18 protein-coding genes are annotated in these 21,190 nt (G+C 72.9%); 2 read left to right on the forward strand and 16 right to left on the reverse strand.

The genetic code is table 11. From position 1 onward, the window contains the following. Window positions 1–176 precede the first annotated feature (176 nt). Complete coding sequence (gene pdxH / locus QOL88_RS17425; protein WP_097217303.1) at window positions 177–845, forward strand: pyridoxamine 5'-phosphate oxidase; 669 nt, start codon at window positions 177–179, stop codon at window positions 843–845. A 3-nt stretch (window positions 846–848) separates the two neighbouring features. Here the strand turns inward: pdxH and QOL88_RS17430 are convergent, their stop codons facing one another. The 10 genes from QOL88_RS17430 to QOL88_RS17475 are packed head-to-tail and all read right to left on the reverse strand — an operon-like array spanning window position 849 to window position 11,574. Beyond that, window positions 849–1,250, reverse strand: a complete 402-nt coding sequence (locus QOL88_RS17430; RefSeq protein WP_097217304.1) for a DNA-binding protein — start codon at window positions 1,248–1,250, stop codon at window positions 849–851. After that, window positions 1,247–1,495 carry a type II toxin-antitoxin system CcdA family antitoxin gene (locus tag QOL88_RS17435; protein WP_031106279.1) on the reverse strand — a complete coding sequence of 83 codons (249 nt, stop codon included), beginning with the start codon at window positions 1,493–1,495 and terminating at the stop codon, window positions 1,247–1,249. Before QOL88_RS17435 ends, QOL88_RS17430 begins: the two co-directional genes overlap by 4 nt. 53 nt (window positions 1,496–1,548) lie before the next feature. Then, window positions 1,549–2,160 (reverse strand): TetR/AcrR family transcriptional regulator, encoded by a 612-nt coding sequence (locus tag QOL88_RS17440; RefSeq protein ID WP_097217305.1) that lies wholly within the window; start codon window positions 2,158–2,160, stop codon window positions 1,549–1,551. Then, window positions 2,148–2,882, reverse strand: a complete 735-nt coding sequence (locus QOL88_RS17445; RefSeq protein WP_097217306.1) for an enoyl-CoA hydratase family protein — start codon at window positions 2,880–2,882, stop codon at window positions 2,148–2,150. The genes QOL88_RS17440 and QOL88_RS17445 overlap by 13 nt, the downstream gene beginning before the upstream one ends. Continuing rightward, window positions 2,879–4,447, reverse strand: a complete 1,569-nt coding sequence (locus QOL88_RS17450) for a 4-coumarate--CoA ligase family protein (RefSeq protein WP_097217307.1) — start codon at window positions 4,445–4,447, stop codon at window positions 2,879–2,881. The genes QOL88_RS17445 and QOL88_RS17450 overlap by 4 nt, the downstream gene beginning before the upstream one ends. A gap of 30 nt (window positions 4,448–4,477) precedes the next feature. Beyond that, window positions 4,478–5,605, reverse strand: a complete 1,128-nt coding sequence (locus QOL88_RS17455; RefSeq protein WP_097217308.1) for an acyl-CoA dehydrogenase family protein — start codon at window positions 5,603–5,605, stop codon at window positions 4,478–4,480. Between the two features lie 56 nt (window positions 5,606–5,661). Further along, window positions 5,662–7,506, reverse strand: a complete 1,845-nt coding sequence (locus tag QOL88_RS17460; protein WP_097217309.1) for an acetyl/propionyl/methylcrotonyl-CoA carboxylase subunit alpha — start codon at window positions 7,504–7,506, stop codon at window positions 5,662–5,664. Between the two features lie 5 nt (window positions 7,507–7,511). Then, a complete protein-coding gene (locus QOL88_RS17465; protein WP_097217310.1) occupies window positions 7,512–9,110 on the reverse strand; it encodes an acyl-CoA carboxylase subunit beta in 1,599 nt (532 codons plus the stop codon). Further along, window positions 9,107–10,783 (reverse strand): acyclic terpene utilization AtuA family protein, encoded by a 1,677-nt coding sequence (locus QOL88_RS17470; protein WP_097217311.1) that lies wholly within the window; start codon window positions 10,781–10,783, stop codon window positions 9,107–9,109. The genes QOL88_RS17465 and QOL88_RS17470 overlap by 4 nt, the downstream gene beginning before the upstream one ends. After that, window positions 10,780–11,574: a TIGR03084 family metal-binding protein gene (locus QOL88_RS17475; protein WP_179878886.1), complete on the reverse strand. Its 795-nt coding sequence runs from the start codon at window positions 11,572–11,574 to the stop codon at window positions 10,780–10,782. The genes QOL88_RS17470 and QOL88_RS17475 overlap by 4 nt, the downstream gene beginning before the upstream one ends. Before the next feature lie 226 nt (window positions 11,575–11,800). On the opposite strand from QOL88_RS17475, the gene QOL88_RS17480 reads away from it, so the two are divergent. Then, window positions 11,801–12,781, forward strand: a complete 981-nt coding sequence (locus tag QOL88_RS17480) for a hypothetical protein (RefSeq protein ID WP_257027805.1) — start codon at window positions 11,801–11,803, stop codon at window positions 12,779–12,781. Window positions 12,782–12,845: 64 nt separating this feature from the next. On the opposite strand, the gene QOL88_RS17485 is transcribed toward QOL88_RS17480, so the two are convergent. The 6 genes from QOL88_RS17485 to QOL88_RS17510 form a co-directional block, all read right to left on the reverse strand. After that, window positions 12,846–13,448, reverse strand: coding sequence for a DinB family protein (locus QOL88_RS17485; RefSeq protein ID WP_097217312.1), 603 nt, complete (start codon window positions 13,446–13,448; stop codon window positions 12,846–12,848). A 127-nt stretch (window positions 13,449–13,575) separates the two neighbouring features. Beyond that, a complete protein-coding gene (locus QOL88_RS17490; RefSeq protein WP_179878887.1) occupies window positions 13,576–14,532 on the reverse strand; it encodes an EamA family transporter in 957 nt (318 codons plus the stop codon). Window positions 14,533–14,693: 161 nt separating this feature from the next. After that, on the reverse strand, window positions 14,694–16,544 hold the full coding sequence (locus tag QOL88_RS17495; protein ID WP_097217313.1) for an ABC transporter ATP-binding protein: 1,851 nt from the start codon (window positions 16,542–16,544) through the stop codon (window positions 14,694–14,696). Between the two features lie 109 nt (window positions 16,545–16,653). Continuing rightward, entirely contained in the window at window positions 16,654–16,782 is a 129-nt protein-coding gene (locus tag QOL88_RS17500; protein WP_257027806.1) for a hypothetical protein, read from the reverse strand. A gap of 149 nt (window positions 16,783–16,931) precedes the next feature. Next, the gene (locus QOL88_RS17505; RefSeq protein ID WP_097217314.1) at window positions 16,932–18,068 is read right to left on the reverse strand and encodes a lipid II:glycine glycyltransferase FemX; all 1,137 of its coding nucleotides are present in this window, start codon (window positions 18,066–18,068) and stop codon (window positions 16,932–16,934) included. Window positions 18,069–18,189: 121 nt separating this feature from the next. Beyond that, window positions 18,190–21,153 (reverse strand): FAD-binding and (Fe-S)-binding domain-containing protein, encoded by a 2,964-nt coding sequence (locus QOL88_RS17510; RefSeq protein WP_097223050.1) that lies wholly within the window; start codon window positions 21,151–21,153, stop codon window positions 18,190–18,192. Window positions 21,154–21,190: the final 37 nt, after the last annotated feature.

Below are 21,190 nucleotides of genomic sequence, written 5' to 3' on the forward strand. Positions count from 1 at the left end.
TCGTCTGCGCGACTCGCGGTCCTGGCCGGTCTCCCCTGTGATGCCCCGAACGGCCGGCGGTCACCCAACCGATACGGCACCGAAACGATATCCCCGAGTGCCACGTTTGGGGAGGGTTCACGGCACTCAGTGCCACGCAGTGACGAAGGACACCGTCCGTACGGCAAGATGACCGGGTGACCGACCGCGACGACGTCTCATTCGACCTGGCCTCGATGCGCAAGCAGTACCGGGCCGAGGGGCTCTCCGAGACCGAGCTGGCCGCCTCGCCCGTCGAGCAGTTCGCGCGCTGGTTCAAGCAGGCCGCCACGGACGGCGGGCTGTTCGAGCCGAACGCCATGATCGTCTCGACGGCGGACGCCGAGGGGCGGACGAGCGCCCGTACGGTGCTGCTGAAGCACTTCGACGAGCAGGGCTTCGTCTTCTACACGAACTACGACTCCCGCAAGGCCCGTGACCTGGCGGAGAACCCGTACGTCTCGCTGCTGTTCCCCTGGCACCCGATGGCCCGGCAGGTCATCGTGACCGGGGTCGCCCGGCGCACGGGCCGGGACGAGACGGCCGCGTACTTCCGGACCCGGCCGCACGGCTCACAGCTGGGGGCATGGGCCAGTGCCCAGTCGTCGGTGATCTCCACCCGGGCCGACATCGACGCGGCGTACGCGGAGCTGGCGGCCCGCTACCCGGAGGGCGAGCAGGTGCCGGTGCCGCCGCACTGGGGTGGTTTCCGGGTGGCCCCGCAGACGGTGGAGTTCTGGCAGGGCCGCGAGAACCGGCTGCACGACCGGTTGCGGTACGTGGAGCAGGCCGACGGCAGCTGGCGGGTGGAGCGGCTCAGTCCGTGAGGCTCAGATGCCGATGAGCCGGACTCGGTCGCCGCACAGCCGCGCCATGTCGTCGACGTCGGACGTCAGCACGGCCACTGGGCCCGGCTGCCGCAGTGCCACCTCGGCGACGGTCGCGTCGATCGCGTACTTGTGGCCGCGCAGCCCGGCGGCCTTCAGCAGTTCCGCGGACGCTTTCGCGGCGCCCTCGGTCACCGGCTCGACCTTGACGCGGGAGAGCGCCCACTGCAGACGGGGCATGTTCACGCGCGCATGACTGACTTCCACGATGGTGTTGGCGCCGATGACGAAATCGGCGCCCATGGCGTGGAGAACCTGGAACATCGCCAGGATCTTGCGATCCTGGGCGATCCAGGCGGAGAGCCCCTGAGAGTCCAGGACAACCGTCTCGACGTGCTCCATCACGCCGCGCTCGCCGATCCGCCGGCATCCGCAGTGCCGAAGATCCTGGAGCGGGCCTCGGCCAGCTCCTCCTCGGTGAACGCCCCGTGCTCCTCCTGGTGACGCATCAGGTCGGCGCCGAGCAACTGATGCCGCAGCTGGCGTGCCACCGCCTCGGCGACGTAGCCGGAGACGTTGTCGGTGAGCTTCCTGAGTTCGGCGACCTGGTCTGTCGGCAGTGTCACCGTGATGCGCGTCGTGTCCGCCATGCTTCGAGCATACCGCGGTATGCACACTCCGCGTCCGTGCTGCCGCCAGCCCCTCAGCCCAGCGTCTCCTCCAGCAGTCCCGCCCACTGCGCGACCACCCGTTCCCGGCGGGCCGCGTCGTCCGTGAGGAGGTTGGCGAGGCCCAGGCCGCGGGCCATGTCGAGGAGGCCCTGGACGGTTTCGCGGACGCCGGGGACGGATTCGTCGGCGGACAGCAGGTCGACGGCTATGCGGTGGGTCTCGCGGCCGACGCGGGATTCGAGTTCGGTGACGCGGGGCCGGAGCTGCTCCTCGTTGGAGGCGGCGACCCAGAGGTGGAGGGCGGCGCGGAACAGGGGCCCGGTGTAGAGGTCGACCAGGGCGGCGACGACGGCGTGGCGGTCGCCGGCCGCGCCGTCGGGGAACAGGGCGCGCAGGGCCGTGGAGCGTTCCTCGGCGACGTACTCGACGGCCGCCGTGAAGAGGTCCTCGCGGGTCGGGAAGTGGTGCTGGGCGGCGCCGCGGGAGACGCCGGCGCGTTCGGCGACCACGGAGACGGTGGACCCCGCCCAGCCGTGTTCGGCGAGGCAGGACACGGCGGCTTCGAGGAGCCGCTGCCGGGTGGCCCGGCTGCGGTCCTGCTTGGGGACTCTCTCCGCACGGTCGACCGTGCTCACACCACCCATGCCGGATCCCGTCGTTCGAGGAAGGCCGTCATCCCCTCGCGGGCCTGCGGGGAGGAGAACAGCCGGGCCGAGAGCGCGGTCAGGTCGGCGGCGTCCCGGTCGAAGGCTTCCAGCACCCTAGCCGTGAGCAGCCGTTTCGTCTCGGCCAGGGCGTCGGGGGCGGATCTGCGCAGGCCTTCGAGGATGGGGTCGAGGGCCTTGTCGACATCGTCCGCACAGGTGGTGAGCAGGCCCGTTGCCACGGCCTCGGAGCCTGCGAAGCGTTCGCCGGTGAGGTAGTAGCGGGCGAGGGGGCGGGGGTCGGTGCGGGGCAGGATCGGCAGGGAGATCACGGCCGGGGCGACGCCGATGCGGACCTCCGTGAAGGCGAAGGTGGCGTCCGTGGCGGCCGCCGCGATGTCGCAGGCGGCCAGGAGGCCGAGGCCGCCCGCGCGGACGTGGCCGGTGACCCGGGCGACGACCGGCTTGGGGAGTTCGATGATCTGCCGCACCAGGGCCACCAGAGCCTCGGGCCGGGGAGGGTCCTTGAGGTCGGCGCCGGCGCTGAACGTGTTGCCGGTGTGGGTGAGGACGATCGCCCGGACGCCGGTGTCCTTGCCGGCGTCGGTGAGCGCGTCGGAAAGTTCGCCTACGAGGGCCGCCGACAAGGCGTTGCGGTTGTGCGGCGAGTCGAGGGACAGGGTCTCCACGGCACGCGCGCGGGTACGGGCGATCAGCGTCATGCGCTCTCCCTGAGCTGTCGGCGGAGGATCTTGCCGGAGGCCGCTCGGGGGACGCCGACGATGAAGGTGACGTGGCGGATCCGCTTGTAGGGGGCCACGCGCTCGGCGACGTACATCATGATCTCCGCCTCGGTGAGCTCCCCGGCGGACGGCTGGCGGACCACGTAGGCGTGCGGGACCTCGTTGCCGTCGGCGTCGTACCTGCCGATGACGGCGGCGTCGGCGACGCCCGGGTGGGTGAGGAGCAGGGCCTCCAGCTCGGCGGGCGCCACCTGGAAGCCCTTGTACTTGATGAGTTCCTTGACGCGGTCGACGACGAACAGCCAGCCGTCGTCGTCCACATGACCCACGTCGCCGGTGTGCAGCCAGCCCTCGGGGTCGATCATCGCGGTGGTGGCGTCGGGGCGGCCGAGATAGCCCTTCATGATCTGGGGGCCTCGGATGAGGATCTCGCCGGATGCGCCGGACGGGAGGTCCTTGCCGGGGTCGTCGAGGGAGACGACGCGCATCTCGGTGCCGGCGATGAGCTTGCCGACGGTGCCGGGCGGGGCGTCGTTCATGGCGTCCAGGGGGACGACGTGCGTGCCGGGTGACAGTTCGGTCATGCCGTAGGCCTGGCCGACGGGCGGCAGGCCGAGACGCTGGGAGCAGGCGGCCGCGAGGCGGGCGTCCAGGGGTGCGGCGGCGCTGATGATGTACCGCAGGGACGACAGGTCGTACTGGGCGACGGCCGGGTGCTTGGCGAGGGCCAGGACGATCGGCGGGGCCACGTACAGGGCCGTGATGCGGTGGTTCTGGATGGCTGCGAGGAACTGCTCCAGGTCGAAGCGGGGCAGGACGACGACGGTGGCGCCCTGCCGCAGGGGCGCGTTCATCAGGGCGGTGAGGCCGTAGATGTGGAAGAAGGGCAGGACCGCCAGGACGCGGTCTCCCGGGCCGGCCGGGACCGCCGGGTGGAGCTGGGCGAGGTTGGTGGCGATCTGCCGGTGCGTGAGCATCACGCCCTTGGGGATGCCGGTGGTCCCGGAGGAGTACGGCAGCGCCGCGACGTCCTCGGCCGGGTCGATGGCGATCTGCGGCTCGGGGGCCGCGGAGGCGAGCATGTCGATCAGGGAACGGTGGCCGCTCGCGCTGTCGCACACGAATATCTCGCCTATGCCGCCCGCGAGTTCGGCGGCCCGGCGGGCGACGTCCAGCAGCGGTGACACGGTGACGATCCAGCGGGCTCCCGAGTCGCGCAGTTGCTTGGCGAACTCGTCGGCGGTGGCGAGCGGGTGCACGGTGGTGACGGTGGCACCCGCGCGCGTGGCCGCGTAGAAGGCGGTCGGAAAGGCGATGGTGTTGGGGCTGTGCAGGGCGAGCACGTCGCCCTTGCGGACACCGGCCTCGGCGAGGGCGGCGGCGACGCGCCGGTGGAACCGGTCCACCTGCTCGTACGAGAGGGTGGTGCCGTCGGTGCCGTCGATCAGGGCAGGGGTGTCGCCGAACTCGGCGGCCCGGGCCAGGACCGCGTCGTGGATGGGCAGGTCGACGGGCGGGACGTCTGCGTACTCGCTGCGGAACATGGCGGGTTCCTCCTCGCGGCGCGGGCCGTCTCAGTACGACTTGGGCAGGCCCAGGGTCTGGTGGGAGACGTAGTTGAGAATCATCTCCCGGCTCACCGGGGCGATACGAGCCACGCGCGCGGCCGTTATGAGCCGGGCCAGGCCGTACTCGCGGGTGAGGCCGTTGCCGCCGAGGGTGTGCACGGCCTGGTCGACCGCCTTCACACAGGCCTCCCCGGCCGCGTACTTGGCCATGTTGGCGGCCTCTCCGGCGCCCATGTCGTCGCCCGCGTCGTAGAGGGCGGCGGCCTTCTGCATCATCAGGCGGGCGAGTTCGAGGTCGATGTGCGCCTGGGCCAGAGGGTGGGCGATGGCCTGGTGGGCGCCGATGGGGGTGTTCCAGACGGTGCGGTCGCGGGCGTACTCGATGGCCTTGGCGAGGGCGTGGCGGCCCATGCCGATCGCGAAGGCGGCGGTCATGACGCGTTCGGGGTTGAGGCCGGCGAAGAGCTGGAGGAGTCCCGCGTCCTCGTCGCCGACCAGGGCGTCGGCGGGCAGCCGCACGTCGTCCAGGACCAGTTCGAACTGCTTCTCCGCGGCGTTCAGTTCCATGTCGATGGGGCGGCGGGTGAAGCCGGGGGTGTCGCGCGGGACGATGAACAGGCAGGGCTTGAGGCGGCCGGTGCGGGCGTCTTCGGTGCGGCCGACGATGAGGGTCGCGTCGGCGATGTCCACGCCGGAGACGAAGACCTTGCGGCCGGTGAGGAGCCAGTCGCCGGTGTCCTGGTCGCGGCGGGCCGTGGTGGTGATGCGGTGGCTGTTGGAGCCGGCGTCGGGTTCGGTGATGCCGAAGGCCATGAGGCGGGTGCCGTCGGCCAGGGCGGGCAGCCAGTGTTGCTTCTGGCCTTCCGTGCCGAAGCGGGCGATCACCGTGCCGCAGATGGCCGGGGAGACGATCATCATCAGCAGGGGGCAGCCCGCGGCGCCGAGTTCTTCGAGGACGAGGGAGAGTTCGGTGATGCCGCCGCCTCCACCGCCGTAGGCCTCCGGCAGGTTGACGCTGATGTAGCCCAGTTCGGCGGCCTCGGACCAGAGGTCAGGGGTGCTGAAGTCACGGCCGTGGCGTTTGCCCAGGGCGGAGACTGCTTCTCGAAGGGCCTTGTGGTCTTCGGTGTCCATGGGTCGTCCTTTCGGGTGCGGGAGCGTTGTGGCTTGTCGCGCAGTTCCCCGCGCCCCTAAGGGGTCTCTTTCACCACCGCCAGGAGCGTGCCCGGGTCCACCTGTTGGCCGGATACAGCGTGCAGCTCGCTCAGCGTTCCCGTCACCGGGGCGGTGATCTTGTGCTGCATCTTCATCGCCTCCAGCCAGAGGAGGGGGTCTCCCTCCTTCACGGCCGTCCCTACGGCGAGGCCGTCCGCCACTCGGACGACGGTGCCCGGCATGGGGGCCAGGAGGGAGCCTGGGGCGTGCTGGGTGGTGGGGTCGGGGAAGCGGGGCAGGGCGGTCAGGGCCGTGGTGTTGACGTAGACCTGGTCGCCGTAGCGGGAGACCTCGAAGCGGCGCTCCACCCCGTCCACGTCGAGGATCACGAGAGCCGCGTCGGCGTGCACCACCCGCACCCCGTCCGCCTCCTGGCCTTCCCTGCCGTGCCGGTAGCGGGCCTCGTACTCCTCGCCCGCCATCAGGTACCGCTTGGTCTGCGGCTGGGAGGGGACGTTGCGCCAGCCGCCGAAGCGGGAGCGGCCGTGGGCGTCGGCGAGGGCGGCGGCGAGCGGGGCGTGCGGGTCGGGGGCCGGTTCGGTCAGTTGGGGCAGGTGGCGGTCGTAGAAGCCGGTGTCCATGCGGGCCGCGGTGAACTCGGGGTGGCGCAGGGAGCGGACCAGGAGGTCGCGGTTGGTGACGGGGCCGTGGATCACCGCGCGGTCGAGGGCGGCGGCCAGTTTGCGGATCGCCTCGGCGCGGGTGGGGGCGTGGGCGACGACCTTGGCGAGCAGGGGGTCGTAGTGGACGCCGATGTCGTCGCCGTCCGCGTAACCGGTGTCCAGGCGCACGGCGTCGGGGACGGCGAGGCGGTGCAGTCGACCGGTCTGCGGTGCCCAGCCCCTGGCCGGGTCCTCGGCGTAGAGGCGGGCCTCGACGGCGTGTCCTCGCGCGCGTGGGGGGTCGTCCGCGAGGGCGTGGCCCTCGGCGACACGGATCTGCTCGGCGACGAGATCGACCCCGAACACCGCCTCCGTCACGGGGTGTTCCACCTGGAGGCGGGTGTTCATCTCCAGGAAGTGCGCCCGCTCGCCCGCGACGAGGAACTCCACGGTTCCGGCGCCGACGTACCCCACCGCGCGGGCGGCCCGTACGGCGAGGGCGCGGACCTCCCCGTCGAGTGCGGCGGACAGTCCGGGCGCCGGGGCCTCCTCGATCACCTTCTGGTGACGGCGCTGGAGGGAGCAGTCGCGGGTGCCGAGCGCCCACACCGTGCCGTGCGTGTCGGCGAGCACCTGCACCTCGACGTGCCGGCCGCCCTCCACGTACGGCTCGACGAACACCTCGCCGTCGCCGAAGGCACTCTCGGCCTCGGCGCGGGCAGCGGCCAACTCGGCGTCCAGGTCCGCCAGGTGCCGCACGACGCGCATGCCGCGGCCGCCGCCGCCCGCCGCCGCCTTCACCAGCACCGGCAGATCGGCCTCGGTGACCTCCCGCAGGGGCTCGATGCCCAGCAGCTCCTTGGCGCGCGTCTTGGACGCCATCGCCTCGATCGCCTCCGGGGGCGGCCCGATCCACACCAGGCCGGCATCCCGGACGGCCCGCGCGAAGCCGGCGTTCTCGGAGAGGAAGCCGTAACCGGGGTGCACGGCGTCCGCGCCGGCGGCGACGGCGGCCTTCATGATCAGGTCGCCGCGCAGATAGGTGTCGGCGGGCGCCGACCCCGGCAGCCGTACGGCGGTGTCGGCCACGCGCGCGTGGAGGGCGTGCGCGTCGGCGTCCGAGTGCACGGCGACCGTCCGGATTCCCGCCTCCCGGCAGGTGCGGACGACGCGGCAGGCGATCTCGCCCCGGTTCGCGACAAGTACTGAAGTGATCATGGGCCTCACATCCGGAAGACGCCGAAGCCGCCGCGGGCGCCCTCGTAGGGGGCGGTGTGGATCGCGGACAGGCACAGGCCGAGGACGGTGCGGGTGTCGCGCGGGTCGATGACGCCGTCGTCGTAGAGCCGCCCGGACAGGAACATCGGCAGCGACTCGGACTCGATCTGCTGCTCGACCATGGCGCGCAGCGCGGCGTCCGCATCGTCGTCGTAGGGCTGCCCCTTCGCGGCGGCCGACTGGCGGGCGACGATCGACAGCACTCCGGCGAGCTGCTGCGGGCCCATGACGGCGGACTTGGCGCTGGGCCAGGCGAAGAGGAAGCGGGGGTCGTAGGCGCGGCCGCACATGCCGTAGTGGCCGGCGCCGTAGGAGGCGCCCATGAGGACGGAGAGATGGGGCACGCGGCTGTTGCTGACCGCGTTGATCATCATCGCGCCGTGTTTGATGATGCCGCCCTGCTCGTACTCCTTGCCGACCATGTAGCCGGTGGTGTTGTGCAGGAAGAGCAGGGGGATGTCGCGCTGGTTGGCGAGCTGGATGAACTGGGCGGCCTTCTGGGACTCCTCGCTGAACAGCACCCCCCGGGCGTTGGCGAGGATGCCGACCGGGTAGCCGTGCAGGGCGGCCCAGCCGGTGGTCAGGCTCGTCCCGTACAGCGGTTTGAACTCGTCGAAGTCGGAGGCGTCGACGATCCGGGCGATGATTTCGCGCGGGTCGAAGGGGCTCTTGAGGTCGCCGGGGACGATGCCCAGCAGCTCCTCCGGGTCGTACTCGGGCGCTTCCGCGGGCCCCGGATCCTCGTACGCCTTGCGGTGGTTGAGGCGGGCGACCACGCGGCGGGTCTGCCGGAGCGCGTCCGGCTCGTCGACGGCGAAGTAGTCGGCGAGGCCCGAGGTGCGGGCGTGCATCTCGGCGCCGCCCAGGGACTCGTCGTCGCTCTCCTCCCCGGTCGCCATCTTCACCAGCGGCGGGCCGCCGAGGAACACCTTCGCCCGCTCCTTGACCATGATCACGTGGTCGGACATGCCAGGGATGTAGGCGCCGCCCGCGGTGGAGTTGCCGAAGACGACCGCGACGGTCGGGATCCCGGCGGCGGACAGCCGGGTGAGGTCGCGGAAGATGGCGCCGCCGGGGATGAAGATCTCCTTCTGGGACGGCAGGTCGGCGCCGCCGGACTCCACCAGGCTGATGCAGGGCAGCCGGTTGGCGAGCGCGATGTCGTTGGCGCGCAGGGCCTTCTTCAGCGACCAGGGGTTGCTCGCTCCGCCGCGCACGGTCGGGTCGTTGGCGGTGATCAGGCACTCCACGCCCTCCACCACCCCGATCCCGGTGACGAGGGACGCGCCGACGGTGTGGTCGCTGCCCCAAGCGGCCAGGGGGGACAGCTCCAGGAAGGGCGTGTCGGGGTCGAGGAGCAGCTCGATGCGCTCACGGGCGAGGAGCTTGCCGCGCTTCCGATGCCGCGCGACGTACTTCTCGCCGCCGCCCGCGAGGGCCTTGGCGTGCTCGGCGTCGAGTGCGGCGAGCTTGGCGAGCATCTCCTCGCGGTTGGCCCGGTGCTCGGCGCCGGTGGGGTCGAGCGCGGAGGTCAGGACGGTCAAAGCAGGGCCTCCGGTATCTCCAGGTGGCGGGAGCGCAGCCATTCGCCGAGGGCCTTGGCCTGCGGATCGAAGCGGTGTTGCGCGGCGACGCCGGCGCCGAGGATCCCCTCGACGACGAAGTTGAGGGCGCGCAGGTTCGGCAGCACGTGCCGTACGACGGTCAGTTCGCGGCTTTCGGGGATCAGCTCCCGGAACCGGTCGACGGTCAGCTCGTGCGCGAGCCACCGCCAGGCGTCGTCCGTGCGCGCCCACACTCCGACGTTGGCGTTGCCGCCCTTGTCCCCGCTGCGGGCTCCCGCGACGAGCCCGAGAGGGGCGCGCCGGGTGGGCCCGGGCTCCGGCGGCTCCGGCAGGGGCGGCTGCGGCACCGCGTCGAGTACGGCCGTGTCCTGGGCCGGTGGCACGGGGATCCGGCGCCCGTCGTGGAGGACGGCCACATGGTCGACAGAACCATGGGGGACGTACACATCCTCGAAGACCCCATAGGGCGAGCCTTTTCCGGGTGGGGCCAGCACATGGAAGCCGGGGTAACTGGCCAGCGCCAGCTCCACGGCCGCCCCGCTCAGCGCCCGCCCCACGGCCCCCTGGTCGGGGTCCCGTACGACGAGCCGCAGCAACGCGCTCGCCGTCTCCTCGGTCGGGGCGTCGGCGCGGTCGGTGCGGGCCAGCTCCCAGCGCGCGTCGGCGACCTTGCCGAGGGCCGGTTCCAGCTGGTCCCGCACCAGGGCGGCCTTGGCCTCGATGTCGAGGCCGGTGAGCACGAAGACGACCTCGTTGCGGAAGCCGCCGAGCCGGTTGAGCCCGACCTTGAGGGTGGGCGGCGGCGCCTCCCCGCGCACGCCCTCGATCCGCACCCGGTCGGGCCCGTCCTGGCTCAGCCGTACGGTGTCCAGCCGGGCGGTGACGTCGGGCCCCGCGTACCGGGCACCGGCCGTCTCGTACAGCAGCTGCGCGGTGACCGTGCCGACGTCGACGAAGCCGCCGGTGCCGGGGTGCTTGGTGATGACGCAGCCGCCGTCCTCGTGCAGTTCGGCGAGCGGGAAGCCGGGGCGGCGGGCGTCGCCGTCCCGGAAGAAGGCGTAGTTGCCGCCGGTGGCCTGCGCCCCGCACTCCAGGACGTGCCCGGCGACCACGGCTCCCGCGAGCCGGTCGTACTCCGTTTCGCTCCACCCGAAGTGGGCGGCGGCGGGCCCGGTGACCAGGGCCGCGTCCGTCACCCGCCCGGTGACGACGACGTCGGCGCCCGCCCGCAGGCACCGCGTGATGCCGAAGCCGCCGAGGTAGGCGTGGGCGGCGAGGGAGCCCGGGTGGGCGGCGGTGAGGTCGTCGCCCGCCACCTGGGCGACGCGTACGGGGATGCCCATCCGGTCGGCCAACCGGCGTACGGCGTCCGCGAGTCCGGCCGGGTTGAGCCCGCCCGCGTTGGTGACGATCCGGACGCCCCGCTCGTGCGCGAGCCCGAGGCACTCCTCCAACTGCCGCAGGAAGGTGCGGGCGTACCCGGCGGCGGGGTCCTTCAGGCGATCCCGGCCGAGGATCAGCATGGTCAGTTCGGCGAGGTAGTCGCCGGTGAGGACGTCGAGTTCGCCGCCGGTGAGCATTTCGCGCATCGCGTCGAAGCGGTCGCCGTAGAAGCCGGAGGCGTTGCCTATGCGGAGGGTGCGGAGGGTCACGAGGCGGACTCCTTCGGCGGGCGTCCGCCGCCCGGCGGCCCGGCGAAGGCCTGCGCGATGTCCAGCCAGCGGTCGGCGTCGGGTCCCTCGGCGCGCAGCGCGAGGTCGGTGCGATGGGCACGCTGGGTGACCAGCAGGCAGAAGTCGAGGGCGGCCCCCGTGAGGCGCTGCGCGGCGTCCTCGGGGCCGTACGTCCACAGGTCACCGGAGGGGGCGCGCAGTTCGACGCGGAAGGGGTCGGCGGGCGGGGTGAGGCCGTGCACGCCGAAGGCGAAGTCACGGGTCCGTACCCCGAGCCAGGCCACATGCCGCAGCCGGTCGGTGGGTGGGCTGACCACACCCAGGGTGTCGGCCACGTCCTGCCCGTGGGCCCAGGTCTCCATCAGCCGGGCCGTCGCCATGGAGGGGGCCGACATGGGCGGGCCGTACCAGGGGAAGCGCGCCCCGGGCTGCGCGGCCCGCAGGGCCTCCTCCAGTGCCGCGCGGCCGCCGCGCCACCGGGCGAGCAGCTCGCCGGGCGGGAGGTGCGCGCCTTCCTCGGCGCCCTCGTCGACGAAGGAGCCGGGCGCGGCGAGGGCCTTCTCGACCAGGGCGTGGAAGCCGTCGGGGTCCGTGACGGCGAGCAGGGCCGAGCGGTCCGTCCAGGCGAGATGGGCGATCTGGTGGGCCACGGTCCAGCCGGGCGCGGGGGTCGCGAGCGACCAGCGCCGCGGGGGCAACCCGGCCACGAGGCGGTCGAGTTCCTCGCTCTCCTCGCGCAGATCGTCGATCACGGACGTCGGATCGGACACGGGGCTCTCCCCTCGGGGCACGGCGGTGTGCGGGGTGTGGCGTGTGCGGGGTGTGGCGTGTGCGGGGTGGTGCGGCGTGCTGAGGAGCATGGCAGCGGCACCGGAAACAATCAAGCGTGCTTGCATGAAACTGTCGCGGTGGCCGGAAGCGTGCTCTTCGGCGGCGGGATCAATACACTCTGGCTCGCGCTCGTTCCATCGGTCACGCGTCGGGGGAGACACAAGAATGAGCACCTGGAACCCGGGCGGGCAGCCGCCGCACGGTCCGAACGGTCCGAACGGTCCGCAGCCGTATCCGCCGCAGCCGGGGCCCTATCCGCCCTCGCCCGGTCCGTACGCGCCGCCGGGAGGCGGGTATCCGCCCGGTGGGTATCCGCCCCAGGTGCCGCCGCCCGGGAGTGGCCATCCGCCCCATGTGCCCCACCCCTACATGCCCCACCCGGTGCCCCCGCCGCCGCCCGGCCCCGTAGCGCGGCTGCGGCGGCGGATCGGGCCCGTCAACACCGCGCGCCGGGTGTTCAGGCCGTCCCGGCCGGACCTCGTCGAGGACGCGTTCGTCGCCCGCATGCAGAAGATCCGCACGCTGGTGGGACTGGCGGCGGTGGTGTGGGTGTCGGTGAGCTACAAGGTCAGCAGCTCCCTGCGGGACGTCGCCGACGACCGTCTCGACCAGTCGTGGAACAGCGTGCTGGTGCTGTCGGTGACGTTCCCGGTGGTCGTGGGTGTCCTGTTGGCGCTGACCGCCCCGTCGGCCCGGCGGGACCTGCTGCGCCGGGCCGCGAAGCCGTTCGGTGCGATGGTGGCCCTGATCGCCGCGGTCTTCGTGTTCCCGCTGATGGTCCTCACCGGCTTCGTCGAGGGGCGGTTCGCCACCAGCCCGGCGATGACGGTGGTCACCTGGGTGGTCGTCGTGCTCGTCCTGGTGTGGGTGCTGCCGTTCATCGTCTGGGGCGTCGGCCTGGCGCTGCTGCACGTGTTCCGCACGGCCGACATCCACCAGACCATGCCGCCGCTGCTCGCCATGACGCTGGTGTGGGAGATGACGCTGATCGACCTGTTCACCGGGGCGTACGAGGGTGTGCCGGGGCCGGTGCGGGCGGTGTTCATGCTGGGGGCGCCGCTGTCGGTGACCGCGGTGGGGCTGTGGGAGCTGCGGCGGCTGCGGGCGCACTACGGCGTCAGCGTGCGCGGGATGCTGGTGCGCTAGCGCCTCCCCTGCGGACGGGCACCGGCTTCCGCCGTTGCCGCGGGCCCGGACCGCCGCGGCGGGTTCAGACGGCCTTGTCCGCCTCTCGCGCCGCCTCCTCCAGCCGCCGGCGATGGGTCGCCCACATGGCCCGGTCGCCCGGGGGCATGTTGTCCCTGCCCTGCGTCAGGCCCACCGACCCGTCGATGAGTTCGCGCACGATGTCGGCGTGGCCCGCGTGCCGGCTGGTGTCGGCGATCACGCGCACCAGGATGTGGTGCAACGTGGTCTCCCGGCGCTCCTCGGGCCACCAGGGCACGCGACCTGTCGCGTCGAGCGGCAGCGCCGCGATCGTGCCGTTCGCGTGCTCCCACGCCCGGCGGTAGAGCCCGGCGATGTCCTCGCGCGACTCGTCGGGGGTGGCCCACATGTCGGCGTTGGCGTCGGCGTCCCGCGTGTACCACCAGGGCGGTGGGTTCTCGTCGAAGAACGGCCGGCCGAAGGTGTCGCCGAAGTATCCGAGCTCCACCCCCGCGGTGTGCTTGACCAGCCCCAGCAGATTGGTGCCGGTCGGTGTCAGGGGGCGCCGGATGTCGTACTCCGAGAGCCCTTCGAGCTTCCACAGCAGGGCGTCGCGAGCGTCCTGGAGGTAGCGCAGGAGGTCGGCCTTGGGGTCCGATGCGGTCATGCGGGCAGTCTGGCACCCGGCACTGACAGCGAGGCCGGGCCGAACAAGGACCGCTTCCCGCGCCGGGCAGGACAGCGGCCGCTCCCCTCGCCGGGCAGGACAGCGGTCGCTTCCCGCGTCCGGCTGCTCAGCCCTCCAGGCCCGTGCTCTCCAGCGCCGCCCGCTTCTTGCGGCCGCGGCCCACCTGGGTGCGCACCGCGCCCATGCTCGCCGCGACGACGAGGGCGATCGCGGCGGCCTCGGCGGCGCTGAGGGCCTGGTCGAGGATGAGGAAGCCGGCCGTCGCGGCGATGGCCGGTTCGAGGCTCATCAGGATCGCGAAGGTGGGGGCGGGCAGGCGGCGCAGGGCGAGGAGTTCGAGGGTGTAGGGCAGCACGGAGGAGAGCAGCGCGACCGCCGCGCCCAGGCCCAGCGTCACCGGGTCGAGCAGCTTCGTCCCCGACTCGGCGATGCCGAGGGGCAGGAACAGCACCGCCCCGACGGCCATGGCCAGGGCCAGCCCGTCCGCCTGAGGGAACCGGCGGCCCGTACGGGCGCTGAAGACGATGTAGGCAGCCCACATGGCGCCGGCGCCCAGGGCGAAGGCCGCTCCTGTGGGGTCGAGCCCGCTGAAGCCTCCGCCGCCGAGGAGGAACACACCGGCGAGGGCGAGCGTCGCCCAGACGACGTTGATCGCGCGGCGGGAGGCGACGACCGAGAGGGCGAGCGGGCCGAGCACCTCGAGCGTGACCGCGGGGCCCAGCGGGATGCGCGCGACGGCCTGGTAGAAGAGGCCGTTCATCGCGGCCATGGTGATGCCGAAGACGACGACCGTGCCCCAGTCGGTGCGCGAGTGGCCGCGCAGGCGCGGGCGGCAGACCAGGAGCAGCACGACGGCCGCGACCAGCAGGCGCAGGGCCACCACCCCGAGGGCGCCCGCCCTGGGCATCAGCGTCACGGCCAGGGCGGCACCGAACTGCACGGAGATCCCGCCCGCCAGCACCAGGCCCACGGGCCCGAGGGAGCCGAGCCGGCCCGGCGCGGTGCCGTCGGGGGCCGCGGCGGTCGTGGGCTGGGGCGTGGTGACGCTGTCGGGGGTGGTCACGGGCGGTCCTGTGCTCGTCGGCGCTGGGTCGGGGCGTGTGCGTACATCGCGTACATCCGCATGCACTCCACGTACACCCCGATGTACTCGCCAGTCCAGAGTAATAGACTCGGTCAGGTGCGTAAACACCTTTCACCTCTGTCCCGGTGAGTGAGACGCGGTCAGTAGGACGCCGGATGCGCCGGGTACTCCGTGAACAGCGGCATGCGCAGTTCGCCCGTGTCCATCACCGTGCCGTTCTGCGAGCGGTGCAGCCTCGCGTACGCCCCTCCCCTGGCCAGCAGCTCGTCGTGGCGGCCGGTCTCCACGACGTGGCCGCGGTCGACCACGAGGATGCGGTCGGCGTCGGGGGCGAGGTTGAGGTCGTGGGTGATCATGAGGGTGGTGCGGCCGGCCATCAGGCGCCGCAGCGGCTTCACGATCCGGCGGGCGGCCATCGCGTCCAGCCCGGTCGTCGGCTCGTCGAGGACCAGCACCGGGGAGTCACGGAGGATCGCCCGGGCGATCGCCAGACGCTGGAGCTGCCCGCCGGACAGCCGGGCGGAGGCCGGGTCGATCCTCGTGTCGTACCCGTCGGGCAGCCGCACGATGAAGTCGTGCGCGTCGGCCGCCCGGGCCGCCTCCACCAGGGCCTGTTCGCTCGCACCGGGACGGCCGCAGGCGATGTTGGCGCGGACGGTGTCGTGCAGGACGAGGGTCTCCTGCGGCAGCAGCGTGACGTACTCGCGCAGCCGGGCGAGCGGGAAGTCGCGCAGCGGTACGCCGTCCAGCAGGACGTCTCCCGCGTCGGGGTCGTAGAAGCGGAGCAGCAGCTTCGACACCGTCGACTTGCCCGCGCCGCTGGGGCCGGTGACGATCACCAGCTCGCCGGGATGGACCGCGAGGGACACGCCCGCCAGGGCGGCCCGGTCGGCGCCCGGGTAGCGGAAGGAGACGTCCCGCATCTCGAGGTGGCCGTCGGGGCGGCCGGCGCGGGTGGGGTGGTGGGGGTCGGTGACCGACGGGCGCGCGTCCAGGATCTCGATCAGCCGCTCGGCGCCCGCGGTCGCCGCGGTGACGGTCAGACCCAGCTGCGCCAGGCCCCGCACGGGCGGATAGAGGTAGCCGAGGAAGGCCGCGAAGGCGAGCAGCTGACCCAGCGTCATCCGGCCGGTGGAGATCTCCCAGGCGCCGATGCCGATCACCGCGAGCACGCACACCGTCTCGATGACCTGCACCAGTTGCTCGTACGCCTCGTTCAGCCGGGTCGAGCGCACGGAGGCCCGGAACCAGGCGTTCGCCTCCTCCCGCAGCCGCCGCCGCTCGGCGTCCCGGCGGTCGTAGGCCTGGGTGAGGACGACGGTGCCGAGCGACTCCTCGACGACGGAGGTGATCGCCCCGTCGGCGACCCGGCCCTCGCGCGCGACGGACTTGATGGAGCCGGAGAAGCGGCGGGCGGCCAGCCAGAACAGGGGCGCGAGGACGAAGGTGGCGGCGGCGAGGTCCCAGCGCAGCCAGAGGGCGGCGGCCGCGTAGAACAGCGCGCTGAAGACCGCCGAGGCCGCTCCCACCAGGCCGGACACGACCATGGTCTCGATCGCCTCGACGTCGCCGGTCAGCCGGGACAGCAGATCGCCCTGGCGGTGCCGCTGGAAGAAGTGCGGCGGCAACTGCTGGACGTGGTCGAAGACGTGCTCGCGCAGCCGCATCACGAAGCGCTCGGTGATCCAGGCGGCCAGGGAGTTCCCGGCGTATCCGACGGCCGCCCCCGCCACCGCGACCGCCAGCCACTGCGCGGCCGGGCCCCAGAACGCGGACAGCGACCCCTCGCGCAGCGCGTGGTCGGTGAGGTCACCGAACAGGAGGATGGCCGCGGTCTCCGCTACCGCGGCCAGGACCGTGCACAGCCAGACGATCAGCAGGGGCCGGCGCAGCCCCCGGGTCAGGGGCCAGAAGCGGCGGAACGCGATGCGGGCGGGCAGCGTGGGGGTCTCGTATTCGAGCTCTTCGGATTCACAGGCTTTCTCAGTCATTTCACATTCCCCTCGGCCACCCAATGGAATCGGCAATGGAAATCGGCAATGGACCGGCAAGAGAAAAGGGACCGATGGTGCACCATCGGTCCCTTTTCTCAGCGCCGCGTCAGTTGCCGTGGCCGCGCCCGGGAATCGGCTTCGGGGCGTGGTGCTTCTTCGGCCTGGGCTTCGGCGGCGGCGGGAGCTGCTTCGACTTGGGCTTCGGGGGCAGCGGGGCAAGCTTCTTGAAGCTCATTCCAACTCCTTGGGTCATTTCCGTTCATGTGTTCCGGGAAGCGGTTCGCGTTTTCCCGACACCAATGAACGTACACGTCCCGGACCAAGGGAAGCACTAGAGAAGGCAAAGCCGCGCTGTGAACTCCCTGGGAAAAGCTGGGAGTTTCCTCAGCGGCGCGAAAGGTAAAGGTCGAACGCCTTGTAGAGGAGCCGGTTGAGCGGGTAGTCCCACTCGCCGAGGTACTCCACGGCCTCGCCGCCGGTGCCCACCTTGAAGCGGAGCAGGCCCAGCAGGTGGCTGGACTCCTCCAGGGTGTCGGTGATGCCGCGCAGGTCGTAGACGGCGGCGCCGAGTTCGTGCGCGTCGGTCATCATGCGCCACTGCACGGCGCTGCTCGGCTGGACCTCGCGGCGGCGGGCGGTGGAGGCGCCGTAGGAGTACCAGACGTGGTCGCCGACGGTCAGCATGGTGGCCGCGGCGAGCACCTCGCCGTCGTGGTAGGCGAGGTAGAGCCGCATCCGGTCGGGGTGTTCGGTGGTGAGCGCTCTCCACATGCGCTGGAAGTACGGCAGCGGGCGGGGGACGAACCGGTCCCGTTCGGCGGTCTCGCTGTACAGCTCGTGGAAGGCCGGCAGGTCCTCCAGGTCGCCGCGCACGACCTTCACCCCGGCCTTCTCCGCCTTCTTGATGTTGCGGCGCCACTGCTGGTTCAGGCCGTTGTGGATGTCCTCCAGCGACCGGCCCGCGAACGGCACCTGGAAGACGTACCGGGGCTGCCCCGCGGCGAAGCCGTCCTCGCCGGAGGCCTCGGACTGCCGCCAGCCCATGCGGCGCAGACCGTCCGCGACCTGGCCGGCGCGCGGTTCGTACGACGTCGCCTTCACGTCGCGCAGTCGCCGGGCGGCCGGGTCGGCGATCGCCGCCTTGACCGCGTCGGCGCTCCAGCGGCGCACCACGACCGGCGGGCCCATCCGCACGGCGAAGGCGCCGCGTCGTCTCAGGTGCGCGAGCATCGGCTCCAGCAGGCGGTCGAGGCCGGGCTCGTGCCAGTCGAGGAGCGGGCCCTCGGGCAGGTACGCGAGGTAGCGCGGCAGCCCGGCCACCCGCGGCCCGGGCAGGGGGCGCAGCAGCACCAGTCCCGCGCCGACGAGCTGCCCGCCGTCGTCGAACCAGCCGAGACTCTCCGCCTGCCAGTCGGGCTTCACCTCGCCCCAGGAGGGGACCTGGGTGTGGCTGGCGGAGGGGCGGGCCGTGACGAACGCGAGGTGCTCGTCACGGGTGATCGGCTGGACGCGGACGCTCATGCGCGGGCTCCTTCGAGCAGCGGCCCTCGGCGGGCGGTGACTGGTCCCGCGAGCCTAGGAGCGGCTCCGTCCCTCCCCCTGCTCAGACACTCGGGTGCGCCCGTCCCGTGGCCCGAACGCCTCACGTCCCGTCGTGCCCGGGGTCCCCGTCCAGTGCCTCGGCCAGCACCTCCGCCAGGTGCCTGCCCCGCACGCCCGCCAGCTGCTCCAGCTGGGTGCGGCAGGAGTAGCCGTCCGCCAGGACCACCGTGCCCTTCGGGGCGTCCCGTACGGACGGCAGGAGCTGCTCCTCCGCGCAGGCGGTGGACACCTCCCAGTGGCCCTTCTCGAAGCCGAAGTTGCCCGCGAGGCCGCAGCAGCCGCCGCTCAGTTCGCCGGTGAGCCGGGCCGCGTCCCGCAGCCGGCGGTCGGCGGCGTCGCCGAGCACCGCGTGCTGGTGACAGTGGGTCTGCCCGGCCACCGGCAGGTCGACGCGCGGCGGCGTCCAGCCGGGTGCGTGGCGCTCCAGCGTCTCCGCGAAGGTGAGGACCTTCGCGGCGAGCCGGGCCGCGCGCGGGTCGTCGTGCAGCAGCTCGGGGACGTCCGTGCGCAGGGCCGCGGCGCAGCTCGGCTCCAGGACGACGACCGGGGCGTCGGTCTCCAGGACCGGTTCCATCAGGTCGAGCGTGCGGCGCATGACGGCCCGGGCCCCGTCCAGCTGCCCCGTCGACACGTACGTCAGCCCGCAGCAGACCCGGCCCCGGCCGCGCAGCAGGGACAGCGGGTCGAGGGCGACCGTCCTGCCGTCGCCCACCGGTGGCTTCTCCAGGCGCAGCGTCGGCGGCAACGCCACCCGCAGCCCGGCCGCCTCCAGCACCCGCACGGCGGCCCGCCCCACGCCCGGCGAGAGATGCTCGGTGAAGGTGTCGGGCCACAGGACGACGAGCGGCCCCTGCCCGACACCGCCCGAGCCCCCACCGGCGGGCCCGCCGCCACCACTGACCTCACCCCCCACACCGGCGCCGCCGCCCCCGGCCGCACTCGGCTCGGCCCTGCGCCGCTCCCACCACCCGCTGAACGTCCGCGTCGCCAGCCGTGGGATCTTCCGCTCGGGCGCGAGACCGCCCAGCCGTTTCGCCGCCCAGGCCAGGGGCGGTACCGCGGACAGCGCGTTGACCAGCCGTGCCGTGTGCGTGCGGGACACCAGCCGCAGCCACACCGGCAACCGCCCCAGGGCGTGGTGCGCGGCGGGCCGGCGCCGGCCGGCGTAGTGCTGGTGCAGGAACTCCGCCTTGTACGTGGCCATGTCGACCCCGACCGGGCAGTCCGACCGGCAGCCCTTGCAGGACAGGCACAGGTCCAGCGCGTCCCGGACCTCCTCCGAGCGCCAGCCGTCCGTCACCACCTCACCGGCGAGCATCTCGTGCAGCAGCCGGGCACGACCGCGCGTGGAGTGCTCCTCCGCGCCCGTCGCCCGGAAGGACGGGCACATGACGCCCGAGCCGGACACCGAGGTCGTACGGCACTTGGCGACACCCACGCAGCGCCGCACCGCCGCCGAGAAGTCGCCGCCGTCCGAGGGGTAGCCGAAGGCCACGTCGACCGGCTCGCGGGGCAGGACGGAGAAGCGCAGGCCGCTGTCCAGGGGCGCGGGGCGGACGAGCATCCCGGGGTTGAGCAGGTCGTCCGGGTCCCACACGCCCTTGACCCGCTCGAACAGGCCCACCATCGCGGCGCCGTACATCCTCGGCAGCAGCTCCGCCCGCGCCTGCCCGTCCCCGTGCTCCCCGGACAGCGACCCGCCGTGGGCCACCACCAGCTCCGCGAGCTCCTCCGAGAAGCGGCGGAAGCGGGCGACGCCGGGCGCCGTCAGCAGGTCGAAGTCGATCCGGACGTGGATACAGCCGTCCCCGAAGTGCCCGTACGGCGTGCCGCGCAGCCCGTGCGCCGCCATCAGCGCCCGGAAGTCCCGCAGGTACGCCCCGAGCCGGGCGGGCGGCACCGCGCAGTCCTCCCAGCCCGGCCACGCCTCGGTCCCGTCCGGCATGCGCGTCGCCGTACCGCTCGCGTCCTCCCGGATCCGCCACAGCGCGCGCTGTCCCGCCGGGTCGGTGACCACGAGCGCGTCCAGGACGTCGGCCGCTCGCACGATCGCCTCCGCACGCGCGCGTGCCTCCCCCGCCGACCCCCCGCCGGTCTCGACGAACAGCCAGGCCCCGCCGCGCGGCAGTTCGGCCGTGGACGGCACCAGGTCCGCCGCCATGCCCTCCACCGTGAGCGGCCCGAAGGGCAGCAGCCCGGCCGCCGCCTCGGCCGCCGCGCTCTCGTCGGCGTACGCCAGCACGGCCAGCGCACACGCGCGTGGCGCCTCGACGAGACGTACGACGGCCTTTGTCAGGACGCCGAGCGTGCCCTCGGAGCCGCAGAAGGAGCGGGCCACGTCGGCGCCGTTCTCCGGCAGCAGGGCGTCCAGCGCGTAACCGGAGATGCGGCGGGGCAGCTCCGGGAAGCCGGTGCGCAGCCGGGCGAGTTCCCCCTCGGCCAGTTCTCGCAGCCCGTCCGGTGCCCCGGCCCAGTCCCGCCCGAGCCGCAGCCGCCCGCCCCGCGCGGTGACGACGTCCAGTTCCCGCACGCTGTCCGCGGTCGTCCCCCACGCCACCGAGTGCGAACCGCACGAGTTGTTGCCGATCATGCCGCCGAGCGTGCAGCGGCTGTGCGTGGACGGGTCGGGCCCGAAGCGCAGCCCGTGCGGGGCGGCGGCCTCCTGGAGCCGGTCCAGCACCAGCCCCGGCTGCACCACGGCCGTCCGCGCCTCGGGGTCCAGGGCGACCAGCCGGTTCATGTGCCGGGTGAAGTCCAGGACGACACCGGTGCCGGTGGCCTGCCCGGCGATAGAGGTGCCACCGCCGCGGGCGACAACGGGCACCTCCCGCTCCCGGCACACCGCGAGTACCGCCGCGACGTCGTCGGCGTCACGCGGAGCGACCACACCCGCCGGGACCCGCCGGTAGTTGGACGCGTCCATGGTCGTCAGCGCCCGGGACGTGATGTCGAACCCCACCTCGCCCCGGACGACGGCACGCAGCTGCGCTTCGAGATCCGTCATGCGTCCAGGATGCATCCGGCCACTGACAGTGACGGCC

Origin of the sequence: Streptomyces sp. Ag82_O1-12, assembly GCF_900182715.1 — a bacterium.
In the GTDB taxonomy this organism is placed as follows: Bacteria; Actinomycetota; Actinomycetes; order Streptomycetales; family Streptomycetaceae; genus Streptomyces; species Streptomyces massasporeus.